Here is a 20,527-nt window from a genome sequence, read left to right as displayed (position 1 = left end):
AAAGTACAAGGGTGCGTGGGCATTCCGCCGAGAAAACCCAGTGTTAACGTAGCCTTTTCACAGAAACTACGTTTTGAGCTTTGCTTTAAAGGTATGCCAAGAGTTTTGAAAGAACTCTAATAAAAAAGGAGGTTCTCATGCAGATTAATGCAAATGCGATGATGGCAATGTCAAGCTGGATGGGAAACAGCGCTCATAATGTTGCTAATGTAAATACGGAAGAGTTTAAAGCAACACAAACAACCATTACAAACCAAAATGATGCAGTGGTGGCGCAGAGCGCTCAAACTCAAAATAGTACCGATTTAGAGACCGAGTTTACAGACCAAATCTCACTCGAGAGAGCCTTTGAAGCGAATACAAAACCCATTCAAGCTCAAGATGAAATGCTCGGTACTTTGCTGGATATGAAAGCATAAAACGCTAAATAATCAGCATTGCATCGCCGTAGGAGAAGAAGCGATACTTCTCTTTTACGGCTTCTTCATACAATTCTAGCGTTTTTTCAATCCCAATAAATGAAGCGACTAACATAATGAGTGTGGATTTAGGAAGATGAAAATTGGTTAAAAGATGATTGACACGTAAGGGTGGATTGTTAGGATGCAAGAAAAGGTCACATTTGCCTACGGGTATGTTTGTCCTTGCATAATATTCAACCGTTCGTGTGACGGTTGTACCCACCGCAAGAAGAGGTTTTTTGGACTCTATGAGTTTACATGTAAGCTCTGGAATGGTATAGATTTCTGAGTGCATTACATGTTCTAAAATGTGTTCTGCTTCAACAGGCTTAAAGGTACCTGCGCCTACATGTAAGGTTAAAAAGTGCGTTTCATAACGTTTTTTCAGTGCCTCAAACATACTATCTGTAAAATGAAGAGAAGCGGTGGGCGCTGCTACGGCACCTTGCTCTTTAGCAAACACCGTTTGATAATCTACGCTATCTTCTTCTTGATCTTCACGTTTAATATACGGAGGAAGTGGAATATGCCCAATTATTTCTAAAATATCAAACAAAGCTTTGGTATGAAGTGCTTCATTTTTTCTAAAAAAAGCAACCAGACGTGTGCCATCTTCTTTGAGTTCGATGAGCTCTGCTTCTAAGTCTGCATCAAAAAAGAGCCTCATTCCTTTTTTAACACGTCCTTTAATATAAACAGAGTAGAGATTCTCTTGCAACGGGGCATTTAAAAGCAGTTCTATCTCTCCGCCACTCTCTTTTTTTCCAAAAATACGTGCTTTAACAACTCTTGTATCGTTAAGAAGAACGCCAATATCTTCTGGAAGAAAATCAAAAAGATGCTTAAAAAAGGTGTGTGTTATCTGCCCACTGCTTCGATTAAAGACCAAAAGTCTCGCCTCATCCCGTGGTTCAACAGGATGTGTGGCGATACGTTCGGTAGGAAGATAATAATCATACGTGGATTTTAAAAACGGATCGATAGCTTAGTCCTCTTTGTTTTCATCATCGTCATTTTTCTCTTCACTGGTATCGGGTGCTTGATAAGGATTGACCGCTTTGGCAACTAAAATGGAGATACCATATAAAATAAGCAAAGGTCCAGCCATTAAAAATTGCGATAAAACATCAGGTGGTGTTAAAATCCCCGCAACGGTAAAGATAATGACAATTGCGTAGCGGAAAAACTCTTTTAAACCTTGATCATCTACGAGTCCTAGTTTGGCGAAAAAGAAGATGACGACGGGCATTTCAAAAGAGAGTCCAAATCCTACAATGAATTTTGTAAAAAAGCCGACATACTCTCCAATGCTTGGTAATGCTGTAAAAAGGGCGCTACCAAAAGCGACCAAAAAGGCAAAAGCAAGGGGAACAACTACATAATAACAAAAAGAAGCACCTATTAAAAACATAAGAGTGGCAGCTAAGACAAAAGGAACAACAAGTTTTTTTTCATTGTCATAAAGTCCTGGTGCAACAAAAAGCCAAAATTGCCAAAAAATAACAGGAAGTGAAAGAATAAATCCTGCAAAAAAAGCGACTTTCATGGCAGTAAAAAATGGTTCTTGTACGCCTGTAAAAATGACATTACTCCCTTCTGGAAGTACTGCTTTTAAAGGAGCAATCATAAAAGAAAGTAGGGGTTGCCAAAATGCAAAACAACATAAGAACATAACAAGAACGACAATTAAGGAGATACCAAGACGTTTACGAAGTTCGGCAAGATGTGGTTTTAACTCATCAAACATTAGGCAGTTACCTCTTTTTTGGTTTCAGGTATTTGGGATGCAGTTGAAGAAGGGAGTGCTTCTGCTGTCGTTATTTTAGTCTCTTCCGAAGAGATAGGTGTTGGATGTGAAACACTTTCTTTCACACTGTTTTCTAACTCTTTGAGAGAATCGTTAACACCTTGGGTTGTCTTTTTAATCTCTTCAAGTTCATCAAAGCTAATCACTTTGCGTGCGCTGGTTGCTGCTTCATCCAATTTCTTCTTATAAGTAAGTGCTTCTTCTTTAAGCTCTTGAATTTTCATCTCTTGTTCAAAGGAACTTTTGACATCGTTGATGCTGTTTTTAAATGTTTTAAAAAATTTTGCACCTTTAACCATTGCTTCTGGTAATTTTTCTGGTCCTAAAAAGATAATTGCTATGATGGCAATTATTAGGAGTTCTGATATACCTAATCCAAACATAAAAGGTACCGCCTCTACGAAGTAAATTTAAAAGTTGAATCTTAGCTGAACTTTCATCAAAATAATATAAATATCTGTATAATAAATGCGAAATAAATCTCTAAAAGGAGACGAGGCGTATGCGAATTATGATGAACCCTTTGCGCATTGTTTTAGTGTATGCTTTTTTTTCTATTTTGTGGATTTTGTTTTCGGATAGCGTTGTGGGTTTTTTTATTCACGATAACTCTCTTATAAGCTCTTTGCAAACTATTAAGGGACTCTTTTTTATTTTGATTACTTCTTTGATGCTCTATTTTCTGATTAAGGCAAAAATTGATGAGATAGAGTCTATTCGCAAAAATCTCAATGAACATCGCCAACGACTTGAATATGTGATAGAAGGGGCAAATTTAGGGTATTGGGATTGGGATTATGTCAACCATCAACAGTGGGTTAATGATCGATGGCTTGGTTTCTTAGGCTTAATGCGTGGGGATATTCAAGATGATTTTAAAGATTGGGCTGAGAGAATTCATCCTAGCGATAAAATTGTTGCAGACAAAGCGATTGAAAGTACCATTCGTAATAACAAACCTTATGTGATTGAGTTTCGGATGCAACATAAAGATGGGCATTGGGTTTGGATAGAAGGTTCTGGGGCGGTGGTAAAGCGGGATGAAAAGACCGGTGCTCCTTTAAGGCTTGCGGGAACCCATCGTGACATCAGTGATCGCAAACGCACGCAAGAAGATATGCTTTTTTTAGCGCTGAATGATCCGTTAACGAGACTTCCTAATCGTGCCTATTTAAGACAAGAGTTTGAAAAACGACGCTTAGATGATAATTCGTTGATGGCGTTTTTATTTTTAGATTTGGATTATTTTAAAAATATCAATGACATGTATGGACATTCTATTGGTGATAGAGTGATTCAAATTGTGGCAAAACGTTTTGCAAGTTGTCTGTGCGAGAGTGATTTTTTAGCCCGTGTGGGCGGTGATGAGTTTGTAATTTTAACCAATGGGCATTTACATGTAGGAAGTTTGTGTGAGGATTTGGTGCGTAGTTTGGTTGAACCCATTGTTTTAGAAGAAGATAGTTTTTTATTGGGGGTTAGCATTGGCGTGGCGTGTTCTCCTCAAGATGGCACGAGCTTTGAAATGTTATTTAAAAATGCAGATACAGCGATGTATGAAGCAAAAAGCAATGGTAAAAATCGTTATGTGTTTTACACGCAAGATATGACCGATACGATTGTCAAATCGACGAAACTTGATAATGAAATCAAACGAGCTCTTGATAATGATGAGTTTGTGCTCTATTATCAGCCTCAAATAGACCTTAAAACGAAAAAAGTGATTGGTATTGAGGCGCTGATACGATGGAATGAACCTTCAAAAGGCATTTTAGGACCGAATGTTTTTATCCCAAGGGCAGAAGAAAATCGTTTGATTATTCCTATGGGTGAAATGGTTTTTAAAAAGGCGTTGCAACAGGTCAAGCAGTGGAGTGAAGAGAAGCTTTTGACTGGGAGAATGGCGATTAATATTTCAGGTATCCAAATAGAAGAAGAGAATTTTGTGGATAGATTGGAGGCAATTCGCAAGGAAATTGGCGTTGATGCTTCTTTGATTGAACTTGAGGTGACAGAGAGTTACATTATGACCAAAGCAGAATCGTCTATTTTGATGCTTCAAGAACTTCAAGATTTGGGCTTTAGCATTGCTGTGGATGATTTTGGAACAGGGTATTCTTCTTTAAGTTATCTCAAACAACTCCCTTTACAAAAACTCAAAATTGACCGTTCTTTCATCAAAGATTTACCTTATGATTATGAAGATAGGGCTATTTTAAGAGCCATTGTTTCTTTAGCGCAAGGCTTAAGACTTGAAGTCTTAGCAGAAGGCGTTGAAGAAGAGGAGCAAGAAGAGTTTTTACTTAAAAACGGATGTCATCTGGCGCAAGGCTTTTTATTTGCAAAACCCATGAGTGCAGAAGCGTGTGAGGAGTATTTGCGTCAAAACTAACTTTTAGCTCCTTTTTTGTACAATAAGCCCATTTTAATTACATCACATAGGGCGATAATCCATGGAAAATTTAGACGCAGTGTTAAAAAAACATAAGTTGACAAAAGACGAATATGAAAATATTTTGAACATTTTAGGACGTGAGCCTAATATGCTAGAGATTGGTATCTTCTCATCCATGTGGAGCGAACACTGCTCTTACAAATCCAGTAAAAAATATCTGAATGGCTTTCCTACCAAAGCACCATGGGTGATTCAAGGTCCAGGTGAAAATGCGGGTGTTATTGACGTAGGAGACGGTATGGCGGCTGTCTTTAAAATGGAATCTCACAATCACCCTAGTTTTATCGAGCCTTATCAAGGTGCGGCAACCGGTGTGGGCGGAATCTTAAGAGACGTCTTTACCATGGGTGCACGTCCAGTAGCCAACATGAACTCACTTCGCTTTGGTAATGTCACCAATAACGATGACATTTCTCATCATCAACGCTATTTAGTCCGTGGTGTGGTTGCGGGTATCGGTGGATACGGTAACTGTATGGGTGTTCCTACTATTGGTGGCGAAACATTTTTTGATGAGAGTTACAATGGAAACATTCTTGTCAATGCTTTTACACTCGGTCTTGCAAAAAGCGATGAAATTTTTTACGGCAGAGCTGAGGGGATTGGTAATCCTGTGGTGTATGTAGGTTCTAAAACAGGTCGTGATGGTTTGGGTGGTGCTGTTATGGCGAGCGATAGCTTTACCGAAGCGAATAAAAGCCTTCGTCCAACCGTTCAAGTGGGTGATCCTTTTGCTGAAAAACTTTTACTTGAAGCGTGTTTAGAACTCTTTAAAACCGACTACATTGTAGGTATCCAAGATATGGGTGCGGCGGGTTTAACGTCGAGTTCTTTTGAGATGGCAGGACGCAGTGGTAGCGGTATGATTATGCACTTAGATAAAGTTCCAGCACGTGAAGAAGGGATGCAACCCTTTGAATTTATGCTCTCAGAATCACAAGAGCGTATGCTCATTTGTGCGAAAAAAGGGTATGAAGATAAAGTGGTTGATATCTTTAGAAAATGGGACCTTAATGCTGAAATCATCGGTGAAGTTACTGCTACTGGAAATATGGAGCTTTTCTGGCATGGCGAAAAAGTGGCTGATATGCCAGTCCAGCCTGTGAGTGAACAAGCACCGATTTATGATAGACCAACCAAAGAGCCTGCTTATTTGGCGAGCATTCAAAAGACAACCATCAATGATTTTGACAAAGTTGAGAATCAAAAAGCGTTTGATACCCTTTTAAACTCTGTTGAAATTTCTGATAAATCATGGATTTTTGACCAATACGACTCAACCGTACAAACCAATACGATTAAAGCACCAGGCAGCCTTGATGCAAGTGTGATTCGTATTAAAGAGAATGGAAAAGCCATTGCGATGAGTAGCGATTGTAACCCACGTTATAACTACATCGACCCTAAAATGGGTGCAGCAGCTGCGGTGGCTGAGAGTGGAAGAAATGTTGCGATGAGTGGCGCAACACCTCTTGCCATCACCGATTGTCTCAACTACGGAAATCCTGAAAACCCCGAAGTGATGTGGCAATTTGCTGAGGGTTGTTATGGCATCAAAGAGGCATGTGCGGCTCTTAACACGCCTGTTGTAAGTGGTAACGTCTCGTTGTACAACGAAACCAATGGTGTGGGTGTTTTCCCAACGCCTGCCATTGTGATGGTTGGACTCAATCAAGATGCCAACAAAACATTACCATCAAGTTTCCAAAATGAGGGCGCATCTCTTTATCTTATCGGTGAAACCAAAAGCGATTTTGGTGGCAGTTTGTATATGAAAGAGCTGTTTGGTAAAGTGGAAGGAACATTGGCTCCTTTGGATTATGCAAAAGAGTTGAAGCTTTGGAATTTGGTGATTGAAGCCAATAAAAAAGGCTACCTCAGTGCGGCTAAAGATGTGAACGTAGGTGGTATTGCCATTGCGCTTGCTAAGATGGCTGCAAAGAGTGGAAAAGGCGTTACATGTAACGTTGCATTGAATGATGTACGAGATATTTTTTCAGAGAGTTTTTCTCGTGCGATTGTTGAAGTCAGTAATGTTTCAGGCTTTGAAGTGATGGTAAAAGAGAGCGGTTTAAGCGCTGTGAAAATTGGAACCGTGGGTGGAAATAATTTTACATGTAATGATATTTCAAAATCTGTTGAGGCTATCAAAGATCGTTATTTTAACCGTTTCCAAGAAGTTATCGAACAAGATATCTAGTACTCTTTAAGAGGTGTGAAAGCACCTCTTTGCTTCCTATTTAGACTTTACATGTAACTCATTCTAAAATGTCCCATACGCCACGAAAAAGGCGATATTCATACATTGTGGTTGTGCCGCACCTTTTTTTGAGGGGCAACGCTTCATGTAGGTATTGATTTTTTTGCCATCTTTGTGTGTGAGCATGGGGTAGTTAAAATTCATATAATCTAAAATATTTTTACCATTGGAGTGGTGAATAAACTCTACCGTACCATCAGCTTCCACTTTGGTGACAATGCCCACATGAGTGATGTTCTCAGCCACATTTGGCACAGATGGCTTTTTTTGAACAATCTCTTTTTTAGCATTTTTTGTTTTGCTTTTAACTGTTTTTTTGGTTTTAGGGGTGGCTCTTCGCTCGGTATTTTCAAAAAAGACAAGGTCTCCAAGATTTGGAAGTCGTGCCTCGTAAGCATTACCTTTTTTAGACATAAGATTAAACATGGCACGGGATTTTCGTGCGTTATCAAAACTAGCGTTTAACTCTTTTTCATCGTAAAAAGGACGACCTGTTTTAAGATTGATAAGATTGACAAATCCTGAACAATCCCCACCGTCTCGTTTTCCCAAATACATCATAGCATTTTCCACAATCGTTTCACGTGATGAGCGTTGTGGCGCATGACGCAAAACATAACTTTCTTTCTCTTTTTCAAGTAAGAGTTCATTGGTGGGTTCATTGTCGATGTACATTTTAGGTTCCACTTTGGCTTCAGCGACATTGTTTGTAGGTGAAACTTCAACCTGCGTCATGGCACATCCACACAGCAATAGGGCACTAAGGCTTAACATAATCTGTTTCATTTGATACTCCCATAAGCACTAAAATAAGCAGGGGCTAAGCAGAGATAGCCTTCATTTTTAGGGCATTTTTCCATGTAGGAATTGATCTTTTTTTCTTCGTAGTTGACGTCTGTTGGATAGTTTAAATTCATTTGGCTAATGAGATTTTTTCCTTTGGTATGGTGAATAAAATGTACGGTTTCATCGTTATCAATTTTCGTAATGATACCAATATGAGTAATGTTGTCGACACTTTTTTTTGCTTTAGCGTATTCTTTAACGGTATTGGCAAAGAAGACAAGATCGCCCACTTTAGGTTTTTCATGGTAAAGACGGTTTTGGGTCTCTAAAAGATTATAGATGGCGAGTGAACGCCTTGAATCTTCAAAGTACTCATTGAGCTCTTCGGTTGTAAAGTAAGGGGCAAAGCTCTCTTTATTGACCAACGTGACAAATCCTGAACAATCCCCACCATCTTTTTTACCATGGTGTTTGAGTGCATTTTGAAGGATTCCCATGCGTTTAGGTGTATCATCAGGCTGGATAACAGGTGGGGGCGTTTGCACTAAAGTTTTTTGACTACACCCTGTCACTAAAAAGAGAAAAGCAAGTATTATAAGATAGAAAAGTTTCATCGTGTCCCTTAAAAAAATTATATGATTTTAGCGATTTTGCCTTAAATTTTTAAACTATCCATTGCTTTTTGCATGCGTTTTAGAATCTCCTCTAAAAGATTTTTTTGTGTTCCAAAGTTTAAGCGTACAAAATTTTTGTCGCCAAAAGGCTCCCCATCACTCAGTCCCACGCCAAATTCCAGAAAAAATTCGTGCGGGCTTTCTACATGTAAAGCCGAAGCGTCTATCCATGCTAAAAACGTGGCTTCGTGTTCTAGGAGTTTAAGTTTTGGATTTTTGGCGACAAAGGCTTGAACGAGTTTGAGGTTTTCTGCCAAATAAAGACGAAGCTCCGCTAACCACGCATCGCCTTTTTCGTAGGCGGTTCTCATGGCAGTAATGCCTAAAAGATTAATGCCTCCAACCATGCTTCCCATACTCTCTTTAAAGCGTTTACGAAGTGTGGCGTTGGGAATGATGGCAAAAGAGGCTTGAAGCCCTGCGATATTAAAGGTTTTACTAGGCGCCATGAGGGTAATGGTGCGCTCTTGAAGTGCGGGGCTGAGTGAGGCAATAGGAATGTGTTTTGCCTCTGGTTTTAACAGCAAATCAGCATGAATTTCATCTGAACAGAGGGTGAGGTCATGCTTCACACAAAAGGCTCCTAATTGCTCTAACTCTTTACATGTAAAAACCGTACCTGCTGGGTTGTAAGGATTGCAGAGCATAAAAAGTTTACATGTAGGAGTTATGTGTGCTTCCATCGCTTCAAAATCAAGCGTCCAACGGTTGTTTTCTTCTTTCATCTTAATAGCAATAACCTCATGTCCTGCGTGTTTAGGTGCTTTGATAAAATGGGGATAAATAGGCGTTGTGGTCATGACACTTCCCGTCTCAATCACCATACACGCAATGTTCATACTGCTCACCACACCCTGCGTAAAGACCAACCACTCTTTGCGAATTTCCCAGCCATAGTGGCGTTTGATAAAACCAATAATCGCAGCATAGGTTTCATCATCAACAGAGGTATAGCCAAAAACACCCTCACTCACACGCTTTTGCAAAGCTTCAATCACACACGGAGGCGATTTAAAATCCATATCAGCAACCCATGCGGGAATGACATCTATGCCTTTGTATTTGTTCCATTTTTCAGAAGGTGTTTGGGTTCTATCGACGACTTCATTAAAAAAACTCATATAAGGTATCCTTATTTTTAATGAAATGATTGTAGCATAATTGCTCTCATTTCATTTTACATGTAAAGTTTTAATAAGGATACCAAATATGAAAAATGAGGCATAAAAAGAAAGCTTTTTACTTCTCCTTTTGGATGCCATAGTGTTGATATTTTTCTTGTATTTCACTCTTTTTCTCTTTCATGTGCTCCTTCATTATCTCAAATTCTGGGGTGTAATAATTTAAGATATTTCGCATATTTTGATGTCCTGCATCAATATGACACGAAGCACAATGAATTTCTTTATCTGTTCCTTTGAGGCTTTGATAATGTGTGTGCATTTTCTGTGCTTGTTTGGAAGCTGTTTGAGTTGAGAGGAGATTGCCATGACATTCTAAACAGCCATCATCAAAGACAAAACTTTCTCTGTGTGCTCTTTTCTCAATCCAATTAATTTTAGAAGGATCGCCAAAGAGATGAATACTTCCTTCTACAACACCGTTTCTTGCTTTGGTATAGATGTATTTGAGGATATTATCATGGGGTAAATGACAATCAACACACTTCGCACTTGCTCCTAATTTTCCCGCACCTCCGTGTACATCTTCTCTGTAAGCCACCACCATAGGATCCATTTCATGGCAGATGACACAAAACTTTTGATCGCTTGTTTTGTGAAGTCCATAGTAAGTGACAAGACTCAACACCAATCCAACACCAATACCGATGGATAGAAAGATAAATAGTTTAAGTTTCATGGCGTTTTCCTCATCCACATATTCGTAGCAATCTCTTTTTCATGACATTCCGCACACATGTTGGTAGACTCTTTGTGCTCATTATGACACTCATCACAGGATAAGCGTGTTCCATCATGAATGGAGTTGTGTGGGTTTGGTTTGCCTATAAAATCTAAACGTTGTGCAATTTTTTCTTTAGAGCCATGGCATTCAAGACAGGTTTTTTCTCTAACCGCTTTAAATGCTTCAGGATTATTTCCCTCTCCTTCATGACAAAAGAGACAGTCTAAAGATAATTTTGCGTGGACACGTTTGAGAGGATATTTTTCTTTGAACTCTTGTGTCATCGTTACGGTTTCTCTTCCTTTTAAATCAGGAGAAGAGGACTCTTCTCCTGCAAAAAGCGTTAAAGGTAAAAGAGTAAAACATAAAAAAAGACAAAGAGCTACAAATGTATTGTGTGCTCTTGGTTTCATTTAGATATTTTCTCCCGCAACGATACCAAAGACAAGACAGTCTGGAATAGAGCAACTACCCAAACGACTTGCACCATGGATACCACCATTGACACCACCTGCGGCAAAAAGACCAGGAATAGGTTTTTTTGTTTTTGTGCAGATGACTTGCGCTTTGTCATTGATTTTTAAACCACCCATAGTGTAGTGGAGTTTTGGAACGCCTCTGGTACCATAAAATGGAGGTTTACTGACTTGTACACCCTCTACACCTTGAACGGGTTTTCCAAATTCTGTATCTTTCTTAGCTGTGACATATCCATTATAGGCTTCAACGGTTTTTTTCAATTCAGCAACGGGGATTTTGTAGGCTGCTGCTAATTCATCGAGGGTATTGAATTTTTTAACAACACCTGAAGCGAGTGCTTTTGCAGTTAAATCAGGAATGATTTTATCAACAGCGGCTTGATCACAAATGTTGATAGGATAGTTTTGATCCTTTCCTATGACATCAAACATCGCAAGCGAACGAACACGACGGTCAGCTAATTCATTCATAAAACGTTTACCTGTTTTTGTATCGACCGTAATACCGTATCTAAAGGTTGCATTGATGTTAAAATTAGAAGCCGTACCAAATCCTTTTTCATCTGGACTTGCCCAAGGACCCCATTGAATCCATGACATTTGAACGGGTACGGCACCTAATTCTAACGCTTTCATAATCACTTCACCCGTTGCACCTGGCTGATTTGTCGTGTCGCATTCAAGAGGAATACTAGGGTCTTGCATACTACGTAAGAAAGTGTCTCTACAAAAACCACCGCTAGCAAGAATCACACCTTTACGTGCTTTAATGTATTTGATATCTCCTGTTTTATTTTCTGCATTGTCATCTAAGGCTTTCATATCAAATTTGTAGTCTTCTCTTATAACAACGCCTACAATACGTCCAGAATCGTCTGCAATAAAATCATCAAATTTTGTTCGGTTTTTCAGTATGACATTGGAGAGTTTTTCTGCATAGCTTAACATAGGTTGAACAATCCCAGCACCACTTGCGGTGGATGTTAAATAGGTTCTAGGAATAGAGTGCCCACCAAGGTGAGAAAGTTTTTCATAATATTTTGCACCGCACTTTTCAGTCAATTTAAGCGCGTCAGCACTTCTTGCGGCAATGACTTTAAGATTATCTGTGTGGTTCATATTTAACCCTGCTTTGAGCATATCTTTGAGATAAAGCTCAATAGAATCTTGAACACCTTCTGCTTTTTGTTTTGGACTATTGACCACGGCAAATAAGCCACCGTTAATAATTGAATTACCTCCAAAACGTCCCATTTTCTCAATGACACATACTTTAAGACCTTTCTCTGCTGCGGTAATCGTTGCGGCAAGTCCTGCAAATCCAGAACCAATAACCACAACATCATATTCTTGATCGTATTTGACACCTTTTTGCTCAAGCGCACTTGCACTGAGGGTATTTTCGCCTAATGCGACCATTCCTGCACTTAGTGCTCCAAGTTTAACAAAATTACGTCGGGTAATATCAGCCATAATGACCTCCTTAAAATGTTATTACCCTTGAATTTAACTATAAAAAAATAATTAAAAAATAAATTTTATATAAGAAGTTTATGTGAAGGAGTGTCGTGGATGATAGCATTAAGAAGAAATAACACGGTAGCCATATCCTGAAACATTTTCGATAATCTCAGGATAAGTCTTATTGCGAATTTTTTTGATGCACATACGTAAGGATTGAATACTCATGCTTTTTTCTTTCCATACATAATTTTCAATCGTTAAATAATCAATGGTTTGATTGATATTGAGTACTAAAAGATGCAATAACTCTCTTTCAGATTTTGTCAAAGTAATCGTTTTTCCAACATTTTTCAACAGTTTATGTTCTATATCGTATGTGTAGTTGTTGTGTAAAGAAACGCAATGGATACAAATGTCTTTGGTCGCCATGAGAAGGGTAGTTTGTAAGTCATTAATTTGGATGGGCTTTCGCAGATAGCTATAAGCTCGTTGGTGGATACTCTCAGCGATATTTTCTGAATTATCATACGAGGTCATGATAATCACAGGTAAATGGGGTGCAATGCTATGCATAGCGGCAACCATTTCTAAGCCATTCATTTCAGGAAGATTAATATCTGCAATGACAACATCATGGCGATTTTTTTCAAACATTTCAAATCCTAGCATGCCATTATTGGCGACATCAACATGATGACAATGCAAAATTAAAGATTGTTTTAATGCATAAGATGTCATTTCATCATCTTCGACAATCAGTACATTAAGATTAGATAGTTTTTTGAGTATGCTAAGGTCAAGCATTAAATGGCTCCTTGGTATTTTGGAAATGAAAGTAGAAATGTTGTTGGATTTTGATAAGAGAGCAAAGAGAGGGTTCCTGCTAATTTTTGTGTGGCGATTAATTGGGATAAGTATAGACCATTCCCTGTTCCTTTAGAACCTTTGGTGGATTTGAAAGGTTTGAATAACAAGGTTCGCATACTCGTATGAATTCCAGGTCCATTATCTTCTACTTTGATGCGATACTCTGTTTCTGTCTCTTCAAGAATTATCTTTATGGTGAACTCTTTTTTGGTTGTGCTCTCAAGTAAAGCTTCTTTGGCATTAAATAAGAGATTTGCGATGATTTGTTGTAATTCATTTTTATAGGTTTGACACGGGTAGGTTTCTTTTTTTGTGATGACATCAATGAAAATAGAACTGTTTTTGAAATGAGGTTCTATAATGAAAAGCGTCTCGTCGAGGGCAATTTTTAAATCAAAAGTTTGTATTTTTTGTTCAGGCAAATAGAAATTCTTAAAGGTATCAATGGTGGTTGAGAGATAGTGTGTATTGGATATAGCTCGTTGAAGATTCTCCTCAAAAATAGCATCGCTTAAACACTTCATGCTCTTAAACTGCAATAAATTTCCCAGCAAAATAGAAATAGCATTTAGAGGCTGTCTCCACTGGTGCGATATAGCACCTATCATTTGTCCAAGGTCGGCCATTTTTGCTTGTTGAAAAAGAATATCTTCTTGCTCTTTTTTTTGCTGTTTTTCTTTCGTCTTTTCGGTAACATCATCTAAAATAACGATAATTCCTTTGTAGGTTCCTTCCCCATCTTTAAGGGGAGACATGATGCAGAAAAAATGGAGGAGTTCGTTATTGTAAGAGAATGAAAAAGCATTTTTCCATGTTTTTTGTTTTTGGATGGTTGCTTGTATCATTTTTTCCATACACGATTGAACCCATGGAGGTAAGTTCTGATAAAGCGGATGTTGGGTTGATAAATAATTCGTTTTTGATTCGAAGTTTGAGACTCTAAGCAGTTCTAAAAATCGTTGATTGTAGTAGGTGATGTTTTGGTTTGCATCGGCAATTAAAATCCCTTTTTCATTATGATCAATAAAATTTTGAATCAATGCTTTTGCAGAAGATAATTGTTCAACATTTTTATAGACTAAGGTATTGTATAAAAGATTTAAGAGTATAAATAAGAGTAGGCTTACGGTGTAAATGAAGATATTGATGAAAAGTTGCATATCCACTTTTTCATACACTTTTTTTTTGTCCAGTTGGGTTATGAGATAGCCATCTAAGAGTTTGATAGGAGCGTAGGAAAAGATATATTTTTCTAAACATTTGCTTGTTTCTACAAGGTGGCAAGAGTTTTTATCTAATTCACAAGGAAAGAGTTTGAAAAAATTGTTTGTATCACTGTGGACTAAAATACGCTTATTTTGGTTAATTAAAAAAGCCTTACCATCATAAGGGAGCGAAATACTTTCCATTTCTGCTTGAATGTATTCTAAAGGAAGTGTCCCACACAACATTCGTGTGGGAGTGTTACGCATGTAAAGGGGCGTACACATAACAAGACTCATTGCTTTATGACAGGAATTAAAATGTAGGGTTAGTGTATTGTCAAGCAGGGTTTTTTCATGATAAAAAAAAGTGTTTGGAGCGTGGCAGAGAGAACCTTGTTCGAGGGGAAGAAGGGTAGGCGAATAAGCATCTTGCATAAAGAGAGTCGCAAAACCAGCAAGTTTAGAACTATTGGTTAAAATTTCGTGAATACGCTTTTCGTTCTCATCTGGATGAAGCTTACTCACAAAATCTCTTGCAAGATAAAGCGAGCTCATTTTGGTCTCTAACCATTCATTTAAATGATTTGAAACATCTTTCATGGATTGAATTTGCAAATCATAAATGGTACTTTTTAAGATAGAGAGATTCATCCAATAATTAGCAATAATAAGGATAAAGAAACCTATGCTAAAGAGTAGAATCATTTTGATGTTTTTGAATAAATAGTGTTTCATGTTCATTTTTTAATATTTTTTCGCCTAATGATTCTATCGCATATTGTTTGAAATGTTATGAAAAAAAAGAGAATTTTTATGAAAAGTCTTAGAATTGAGAGAAAGAGTACGTTTTCAATATGCTACAATGAAGGAAATTGTTTGATATTTTTTACATGTAAAGGAAGAAAATGCTTTCCACTCCGTTTGAAAAACACACGCTAACGATGTCAGTTTTAATGACACCCGATAAAGCCAATTTAGCAGGTAATGTACACGGGGGTGATATTTTAAAATTGCTGGATCAAGTAGCCTATGCGTGTGCTTCACGCTATTGTGGGCATTATGTTGTGACGATGTCCGTTGATCAGGTGATTTTTAAACATCCTGTTTCGGTAGGCTCACTGCTTACATTTTTAGCCAGTGTGAATTATACGGGCAAAACGTCGATGGAAGTGGGGATTAAAGTGATTTCTGAGGATATTCAAAAAGGAACAACGATGCATACTAACAGTTGTTTTTTTACGATGGTGGCGATTGGCAAAGATGGTAAACCGACACCCGTACCTGAGTTGGTTCCTGAAACACCTGCGCAAATTAAGCGGTTTAAGGCCGCAAAAAAACGCAAAGAGATTCGTCTTCACGGTTGCGAGTGCCACGAGGAAAAACCCTGTTAGAGGGTTTTTCTATAATTCAGACTCAATAAGCGTTTGTAACTCTTTATATCCAAATTTTACCAGAGGTTTGCCATTGACAAAAAATTCAGGCGTTGCTTTGATGCCTAAGGTTTTTACATCTGCCATATCTTGAGCAATGATGGCTTCAATTTCTGGTTTTTTCATATCCTCTTTAAGTCTTTCGATATCGACTCCCGCTTCGGGTAAGAAACTCCAGATACGTGCAATGTTAGGTGTGTGTTGGCTGACCCATTGGTCTTGATACCGATAGATGACTTCTAGGGTTTCAAGGTATCTGTTTTGCAGACGAGAGGCTTCTATCATGGCGACAACAATGGAGGAGTCTTGATGAAAAGGCGCATAACGTAACATCAGTTTTAGCTCTTTGGGATGTTTTTTGAGAAACTCTTTGACAAAGGGATAAAAGTTTTTACATGTAACGCATGCTGGGTCAAAAAACTCAACAATGGTAATAGGTGCGTCTTCTTTTCCAACCACGAAGGCATGACTACGATAGAGTGAAGATTGTTGCTCGTTGGGGATGGTATGATTTGCTGAAGTATAAAGATAACTTCCTGCAATATAAAGCCCAATAAACAGAGCGAGTGTACTTAAGAGAATCCACTGTTTTTTCATTATTTTTCCTTTCGTTTTAAAACAAGTAGCAGTATAAAAAGCATAACAAACGCACTCAAAGAGAGAAATTGGATGCTGATAAAACCAAACCAGTTAATGTATTCGCTTGTGCATGAAACACCTTGTGTGCAAGGAGCCGCACTCTGTGGAATAATGCCCCATGAGAGGAAGTTATGGTAAAGGGCAAAAAAGAGTCCCGCAACGACTAAAGGCATCGCATAGAGAAAGACTTTGTTATCATTGAAGAGCAAAGCGATGAAGAGCATAAGCGCTAAAGGATACATACAAATGCGTTGATACCAACACATGACACACGGTGGAAAAAGCATCACTTCGCTAAAGAAGAGACTGCCTAGGGTTGCTATCATAGCGACAAGCCATGTGGCAAAAAGCGTTATCCATATGGATTTTGAGGGTGAAGAAGGGGGCATATTTGGCTCCAAACAAAGGTGTGGGACGTTTTTTAATCCGTCCTAAAAGGAAGATATTGTAAAATAAAAACATCAATGAATTATTAATAAAAGTAATATAAAAAGGAATCATGTGAGAGCGTTAATCAGTGTCAGTGACAAGACAGGTATTGTCGAATTTGCAAGAGATTTGGTGGAGCTTGGGTTTGAGGTTATCTCTACGGGAGGGACGTATAAACTCTTAAAAGAAGAGGGCATTAGCGCACTTGAGATTTCAGAAGTGACAAAATTTCCAGAGATGTTTGATGGTAGGGTTAAAACCCTTAATCCTATGATTCACGGGGGGATTTTACACCGTAGAGATCTACCTTTACATGTAAAAACAGCGCAAGAGCATGGAATTCTTGGTATTGATGTGGTGTGTGTCAATCTTTATCCTTTTAAAGAGACGATTGCAAAGACGGATGATTTTGATGAAATTATCGAAAATATTGACATCGGCGGTCCTGCGATGGTGCGAAGTGCGGCAAAAAACTTTAGCGATGTGCTGATTGTCACCGATGTTTTGGATTATGATGGCGTGATTGATGTGTTAAAATCTGGAAGTAATACCCTTGAATTTAGACGTTCTTTAATGATTAAAGCCTTCGAGCATACTGCAGCGTACGATAGCATGATTGCTAATTATATGAATCAGCGTTTTAACGGTGGATTTGGTGAAAAACAGTTTATCGTAGGAACTAAAGCGTTCGATACCCGTTATGGTGAAAATCCACACCAAAAAGGGGCGTTATACGAGTTTGATTATTTCTTTACGAATAACTTTAAAACCCTCAAAGGCGAGGCAAGTTTTAACAATATGACAGACATTAACGGAGCGGTGAAGATTGCGGCTTCGTTTGGGGGAGCCCCAGCGGTGTGTATTATCAAGCATGCTAATCCATGTGGTTTTGCGATTGGTGAAAACTTGCTTGATAGTTACGTGAAAGCCTTAAAATGTGACCCTGTTTCGGCATATGGTGGGGTGGTTGCGATTAATGGAACGTTAGATAAAGCCTTAGCAGAGAAAATCAATGAAATTTTTGTGGAAGTGATCATTGCGGCGAACGTGGATGAAGAAGCGTTGGCGGTTTTTGAAAGCAAAAAACGCATTAAAATCTTTACGCAAGAGAGTAAGTATTTGGTGTTGAGTGAAGATGCGTACGACTTTAAGCATGTGGATGGTGGTTTTGTATTTCAGCAGAGTGATGTCGTCCAAGATGAAGAGGTCACACAAGCGAAGTGCCTCACGACTCGTCAAGCTTCCAAGCAAGAGATGAGTGACCTTGAAATTGCCTATAAAGTGGCAAGTTTGACCAAATCAAACTGTGTGGTCTATGTCAAAGATAGCGCCATGGTTGCGATTGGTATGGGCATGACCAGTCGTGTGGATGCGGCGAAAGCAGCGCTAAGAAAAGCAGAAGATATGGGCATTGATGTCAGTGGTGCTGCACTTGCGAGTGAAGCGTTTTTCCCTTTCCGTGATAGCATTGATGCCGCGGCCGTTGCGGGTGTGAAAGCGATTATTGAACCAGGTGGAAGCATTAGGGATGATGAGGTGATTGCCGCTGCAAATGAGCATGGCATGGCGCTTTATTTTACAGGTGTGAGACACTTTTTACACTAAAAACTTCTTTAGAAGCCCCTTTCGTGGGCTTCTTCTTCAATTCGGACATTTTTTCTCTTTTTCTTGATGTAGATTAAGGAAATCCCTCCCATCTTGCACTATAGTTTCATCAAAATAACGCAAAGGATGAAACAATGACACCTATTTCTTTACATGTAAACGATGCAACGGTTCCTTTTGTCACCTATACGCATGATGGCATTGAGTATATTGAGTTTGATACTTCTATGTGTATTCCCCCTGAACCGATGGTGAATGCGATGTTGGCATTAGAGCTTTTAGACGCACCGAGCAAAAAAGTCGTAATGATTAACCATCGCTCTCCCGCGGGACTTTTAGCCAAAGTGAGTGATTTTTACACGATTGATGTCACCGAATTGGAAGGGGGCAAACAAAAATTGGTTTTCTCCTATAAAGAGGGTGTAAGTGACAAGGCTGATTTAAGTCAAAAGCATTGTGCGGGGTGAGCCAATGAAAGTTTCACTTGCCACAGAAATGGCACCGCCTTTTGTTTTAGTAGCGCATTTTTTTATCGCTGGGATTGTTTTTCTTATCTTAAGCGGACTTTTGCTTTTGGGTATGGGGTCTGATATTTTAGGCTACATGGTCTCCTCATCGTTAGCGGCATTTTCACATCTCTATTTGTTAGGGTTTGTGATGATGATTATTTTTGGGGCGATGTATCAGCTTTTACCTGTGGTGCTTGAAGCACCTATTTTTTCGAAAGATTTTGCGTATGTGCAGTTTTACATGTACGTGTTGGGTCTTTCATTAATGGTGAGTGGATTTTACGTTGATGCTCTGCATCTGCTCATTCCTTATGGTGCGGTAATTACCTATCTTACGATGCTGATTTTTTGTGTCAATGTGTTTATCACCTTTTATCGGTTGGAAGTGATGAGCGTAGTCGGGTGGTTTTTACTGATTGCTACGTTGTTTCTCTTTATCTCGGTAAGCTTAGGACTTTTAATTGGCTTGACGCTTGGGCATGGAATTTTAGCGATTGATATTGATGCGTGGATTAAAGCCCATGTACTTGGAACCTTAGGCGGCTTTGTCATGATGATTGTTATGGGGGTTTCGATGGTTTTAATTCCTATGTTTTCACTCTCTCATAGTTTTAAAGATAGTTGGATTAAAGCAGCCCTTTGTATCTATCCTTTAGGCATTGTACTGGGCATGATAACGTTTGTTTTTGGCTTAGGGGAGAGTTTTAAGTTTTTAGCGACCTTGCTGATACTGGTGGGGCTTGGTTTGTATGTGATTCAAATGGGCATTATCTTAAATCAGAGGGTGCGTAAGCAGAATGATTATTGGGTGAAAAATATCGTGTTTGCATGGATGGCACTCAGTCTTAGTGTGCTAAGTTTGGTGCTTTACATGGTTCAAGGAGATGAGTTTTTAGCCATTTTCTCAGGAGTGCTTTTCTTTTTTGGTTTTTTACTTTCGTTTATTGTCGGGCATATTTATAAAATTTTGCCATTTTTGATTTGGTATGAGAAATTTTCACCATTGGTGGGAAAGCAAAAAGTGCCATTACTCCATCAAATGGTGCATACAAAAATAGCGGATACGCAGACGTATCTTTTATTTTTAGCGGTGATGATTCAATCAGTGGGGGTTGTGATGCAAATGCCAACACTCTTTTTCGTGGGAAGTGTTACGTTGATTGTATCGTTGATATTGGTTGCTTTTAATGCGTTTTATGCGTTTAATTTTAAAATGAAGGAGAATTTAAAATGATTACAGAAGAGCACGTGTATGGAGCGATTTCAACCGTCATTGACCCAGAAGTTGGGTTTGATATTGTCTCTTTGGGACTGATTTATGGGGTAAAAGTGGATGCGGAAAATAATGTTCATGTCACAATGACCCTCTCCACTAAAGGATGTCCTTTGCATGAACTGATTCAGCAGTGGACACGAGAATCGGTCTTAAAACTTGAAGGGGTTAACTCTTGCGAAATAGAATTGGTGTGGGAACCTGCATGGAATATAAGCATGGCAAGTGAAGAGGTAAAAAAGGAACTGTGTGGCTAAAAGGTGTCTTTTTAAAAAAAAA

21 protein-coding genes are annotated in these 20,527 nt (G+C 38.7%); 8 read left to right on the top strand and 13 right to left on the bottom strand.

Going from position 1 to position 20,527, the window contains the following annotated elements:
- Nucleotides 1-137: 137 nt before the first annotated feature.
- The gene (locus tag SDEL_RS07355; protein ID WP_012857224.1) at nucleotides 138-419 is read left to right on the top strand and encodes a flagellar basal body rod C-terminal domain-containing protein; all 282 of its coding nucleotides are present in this window, start codon (nucleotides 138-140) and stop codon (nucleotides 417-419) included.
- A 4-nt stretch (nucleotides 420-423) separates the two neighbouring features.
- Here SDEL_RS07355 and queA read toward each other — a convergent pair whose 3' ends face one another.
- Genes queA through tatB form a run of 3 tightly spaced genes read right to left on the bottom strand, consistent with a single transcriptional unit; the run spans nucleotide 424 to nucleotide 2,651 of the window.
- Nucleotides 424-1,443, bottom strand: a complete 1,020-nt coding sequence (queA, locus tag SDEL_RS07350) for a tRNA preQ1(34) S-adenosylmethionine ribosyltransferase-isomerase QueA (protein ID WP_041666343.1) — start codon at nucleotides 1,441-1,443, stop codon at nucleotides 424-426.
- A 3-nt stretch (nucleotides 1,444-1,446) separates the two neighbouring features.
- Nucleotides 1,447-2,208 (bottom strand): twin-arginine translocase subunit TatC, encoded by a 762-nt coding sequence (gene tatC / locus SDEL_RS07345; protein WP_012857222.1) that lies wholly within the window; start codon nucleotides 2,206-2,208, stop codon nucleotides 1,447-1,449.
- Entirely contained in the window at nucleotides 2,208-2,651 is a 444-nt protein-coding gene (gene tatB, locus SDEL_RS07340; RefSeq protein ID WP_012857221.1) for a Sec-independent protein translocase protein TatB, read from the bottom strand. Before tatB ends, tatC begins: the two co-directional genes overlap by 1 nt.
- Before the next feature lie 119 nt (nucleotides 2,652-2,770).
- Between tatB and SDEL_RS07335 the strand changes: the two genes are divergently transcribed.
- Nucleotides 2,771-4,660 (top strand): putative bifunctional diguanylate cyclase/phosphodiesterase, encoded by a 1,890-nt coding sequence (locus tag SDEL_RS07335; protein ID WP_012857220.1) that lies wholly within the window; start codon nucleotides 2,771-2,773, stop codon nucleotides 4,658-4,660.
- Nucleotides 4,661-4,721: 61 nt separating this feature from the next.
- Nucleotides 4,722-6,923: a phosphoribosylformylglycinamidine synthase subunit PurL gene (purL, locus tag SDEL_RS07330; RefSeq protein WP_012857219.1), complete on the top strand. Its 2,202-nt coding sequence runs from the start codon at nucleotides 4,722-4,724 to the stop codon at nucleotides 6,921-6,923.
- Between the two features lie 63 nt (nucleotides 6,924-6,986).
- On the opposite strand, the gene SDEL_RS07325 is transcribed toward purL, so the two are convergent.
- The 8 genes from SDEL_RS07325 to SDEL_RS11705 form a co-directional block, all read right to left on the bottom strand.
- Complete coding sequence (locus tag SDEL_RS07325) at nucleotides 6,987-7,769, bottom strand: NlpC/P60 family protein (protein ID WP_012857218.1); 783 nt, start codon at nucleotides 7,767-7,769, stop codon at nucleotides 6,987-6,989.
- On the bottom strand, nucleotides 7,766-8,383 hold the full coding sequence (locus tag SDEL_RS07320) for an NlpC/P60 family protein (protein ID WP_012857217.1): 618 nt from the start codon (nucleotides 8,381-8,383) through the stop codon (nucleotides 7,766-7,768). The genes SDEL_RS07325 and SDEL_RS07320 overlap by 4 nt, the downstream gene beginning before the upstream one ends.
- 41 nt (nucleotides 8,384-8,424) lie before the next feature.
- On the bottom strand, nucleotides 8,425-9,564 hold the full coding sequence (locus SDEL_RS07315) for a MalY/PatB family protein (RefSeq protein ID WP_012857216.1): 1,140 nt from the start codon (nucleotides 9,562-9,564) through the stop codon (nucleotides 8,425-8,427).
- A gap of 118 nt (nucleotides 9,565-9,682) precedes the next feature.
- Nucleotides 9,683-10,303: a cytochrome c3 family protein gene (locus tag SDEL_RS07310; protein ID WP_012857215.1), complete on the bottom strand. Its 621-nt coding sequence runs from the start codon at nucleotides 10,301-10,303 to the stop codon at nucleotides 9,683-9,685.
- Nucleotides 10,300-10,761: a cytochrome c3 family protein gene (locus tag SDEL_RS07305; RefSeq protein WP_012857214.1), complete on the bottom strand. Its 462-nt coding sequence runs from the start codon at nucleotides 10,759-10,761 to the stop codon at nucleotides 10,300-10,302. The genes SDEL_RS07310 and SDEL_RS07305 overlap by 4 nt, the downstream gene beginning before the upstream one ends.
- Complete coding sequence (locus SDEL_RS07300) at nucleotides 10,762-12,300, bottom strand: flavocytochrome c (protein ID WP_012857213.1); 1,539 nt, start codon at nucleotides 12,298-12,300, stop codon at nucleotides 10,762-10,764.
- A gap of 108 nt (nucleotides 12,301-12,408) precedes the next feature.
- Nucleotides 12,409-13,095: a response regulator transcription factor gene (locus SDEL_RS07295; RefSeq protein ID WP_012857212.1), complete on the bottom strand. Its 687-nt coding sequence runs from the start codon at nucleotides 13,093-13,095 to the stop codon at nucleotides 12,409-12,411.
- Nucleotides 13,095-15,098, bottom strand: a complete 2,004-nt coding sequence (locus SDEL_RS11705; protein ID WP_049767071.1) for an ATP-binding protein — start codon at nucleotides 15,096-15,098, stop codon at nucleotides 13,095-13,097. The genes SDEL_RS07295 and SDEL_RS11705 overlap by 1 nt, the downstream gene beginning before the upstream one ends.
- 170 nt (nucleotides 15,099-15,268) lie before the next feature.
- Between SDEL_RS11705 and SDEL_RS07285 the strand changes: the two genes are divergently transcribed.
- Nucleotides 15,269-15,754 carry an acyl-CoA thioesterase gene (locus SDEL_RS07285; RefSeq protein ID WP_012857210.1) on the top strand — a complete coding sequence of 162 codons (486 nt, stop codon included), beginning with the start codon at nucleotides 15,269-15,271 and terminating at the stop codon, nucleotides 15,752-15,754.
- A 9-nt stretch (nucleotides 15,755-15,763) separates the two neighbouring features.
- Here SDEL_RS07285 and SDEL_RS07280 read toward each other — a convergent pair whose 3' ends face one another.
- The gene (locus SDEL_RS07280; protein ID WP_012857209.1) at nucleotides 15,764-16,390 is read right to left on the bottom strand and encodes a DsbA family protein; all 627 of its coding nucleotides are present in this window, start codon (nucleotides 16,388-16,390) and stop codon (nucleotides 15,764-15,766) included.
- Nucleotides 16,390-16,821: a disulfide oxidoreductase gene (locus tag SDEL_RS07275; RefSeq protein ID WP_012857208.1), complete on the bottom strand. Its 432-nt coding sequence runs from the start codon at nucleotides 16,819-16,821 to the stop codon at nucleotides 16,390-16,392. Before SDEL_RS07275 ends, SDEL_RS07280 begins: the two co-directional genes overlap by 1 nt.
- 112 nt (nucleotides 16,822-16,933) lie before the next feature.
- Here SDEL_RS07275 and purH point away from each other — a divergent pair, with 112 nt between their 5' ends.
- The 4 genes from purH (at nucleotide 16,934) to SDEL_RS07255 (ending at nucleotide 20,505) form a co-directional block, all read left to right on the top strand.
- A complete protein-coding gene (gene purH / locus SDEL_RS07270) occupies nucleotides 16,934-18,466 on the top strand; it encodes a bifunctional phosphoribosylaminoimidazolecarboxamide formyltransferase/IMP cyclohydrolase (protein WP_012857207.1) in 1,533 nt (510 codons plus the stop codon).
- Nucleotides 18,467-18,600: 134 nt separating this feature from the next.
- Complete coding sequence (locus SDEL_RS07265) at nucleotides 18,601-18,933, top strand: hypothetical protein (protein WP_012857206.1); 333 nt, start codon at nucleotides 18,601-18,603, stop codon at nucleotides 18,931-18,933.
- Nucleotides 18,934-18,937: 4 nt separating this feature from the next.
- Nucleotides 18,938-20,209 carry a hypothetical protein gene (locus tag SDEL_RS07260; RefSeq protein WP_012857205.1) on the top strand — a complete coding sequence of 424 codons (1,272 nt, stop codon included), beginning with the start codon at nucleotides 18,938-18,940 and terminating at the stop codon, nucleotides 20,207-20,209.
- Nucleotides 20,206-20,505, top strand: a complete 300-nt coding sequence (locus tag SDEL_RS07255) for a metal-sulfur cluster assembly factor (RefSeq protein ID WP_012857204.1) — start codon at nucleotides 20,206-20,208, stop codon at nucleotides 20,503-20,505. Before SDEL_RS07260 ends, SDEL_RS07255 begins: the two co-directional genes overlap by 4 nt.
- Nucleotides 20,506-20,527: the final 22 nt, after the last annotated feature.

This window comes from Sulfurospirillum deleyianum DSM 6946 (assembly GCF_000024885.1).
GTDB classification, from domain to species: Bacteria; Campylobacterota; Campylobacteria; order Campylobacterales; family Sulfurospirillaceae; genus Sulfurospirillum; species Sulfurospirillum deleyianum.
Note: the sequence above shows the minus strand (reverse complement) of the source record. Positions and strands in the feature narration are given on the sequence as shown.

Coding starts and splice junctions, on each gene's coding strand:
- SDEL_RS07305 (WP_012857214.1), bottom strand. CDS start 10,761: ATGAAACCAAGAGCACACAATACATTTGTAGCTCTTTGTCTTTTTTTA.
- SDEL_RS07295 (WP_012857212.1), bottom strand. CDS start 13,095: ATGCTTGACCTTAGCATACTCAAAAAACTATCTAATCTTAATGTACTG.
- SDEL_RS07265 (WP_012857206.1), top strand. CDS start 18,601: ATGACACCTATTTCTTTACATGTAAACGATGCAACGGTTCCTTTTGTC.
- SDEL_RS07355 (WP_012857224.1), top strand. CDS start 138: ATGCAGATTAATGCAAATGCGATGATGGCAATGTCAAGCTGGATGGGA.
- SDEL_RS07285 (WP_012857210.1), top strand. CDS start 15,269: ATGCTTTCCACTCCGTTTGAAAAACACACGCTAACGATGTCAGTTTTA.
- SDEL_RS07275 (WP_012857208.1), bottom strand. CDS start 16,821: ATGCCCCCTTCTTCACCCTCAAAATCCATATGGATAACGCTTTTTGCC.
- SDEL_RS07315 (WP_012857216.1), bottom strand. CDS start 9,564: ATGAGTTTTTTTAATGAAGTCGTCGATAGAACCCAAACACCTTCTGAA.
- SDEL_RS07280 (WP_012857209.1), bottom strand. CDS start 16,390: ATGAAAAAACAGTGGATTCTCTTAAGTACACTCGCTCTGTTTATTGGG.
- purL (WP_012857219.1), top strand. CDS start 4,722: ATGGAAAATTTAGACGCAGTGTTAAAAAAACATAAGTTGACAAAAGAC.
- SDEL_RS11705 (WP_049767071.1), bottom strand. CDS start 15,098: ATGAAACACTATTTATTCAAAAACATCAAAATGATTCTACTCTTTAGC.
- SDEL_RS07255 (WP_012857204.1), top strand. CDS start 20,206: ATGATTACAGAAGAGCACGTGTATGGAGCGATTTCAACCGTCATTGAC.
- SDEL_RS07320 (WP_012857217.1), bottom strand. CDS start 8,383: ATGAAACTTTTCTATCTTATAATACTTGCTTTTCTCTTTTTAGTGACA.
- tatC (WP_012857222.1), bottom strand. CDS start 2,208: ATGTTTGATGAGTTAAAACCACATCTTGCCGAACTTCGTAAACGTCTT.
- tatB (WP_012857221.1), bottom strand. CDS start 2,651: ATGTTTGGATTAGGTATATCAGAACTCCTAATAATTGCCATCATAGCA.
- SDEL_RS07325 (WP_012857218.1), bottom strand. CDS start 7,769: ATGAAACAGATTATGTTAAGCCTTAGTGCCCTATTGCTGTGTGGATGT.
- SDEL_RS07300 (WP_012857213.1), bottom strand. CDS start 12,300: ATGGCTGATATTACCCGACGTAATTTTGTTAAACTTGGAGCACTAAGT.
- SDEL_RS07335 (WP_012857220.1), top strand. CDS start 2,771: ATGCGAATTATGATGAACCCTTTGCGCATTGTTTTAGTGTATGCTTTT.
- SDEL_RS07310 (WP_012857215.1), bottom strand. CDS start 10,303: ATGAAACTTAAACTATTTATCTTTCTATCCATCGGTATTGGTGTTGGA.
- SDEL_RS07260 (WP_012857205.1), top strand. CDS start 18,938: ATGAAAGTTTCACTTGCCACAGAAATGGCACCGCCTTTTGTTTTAGTA.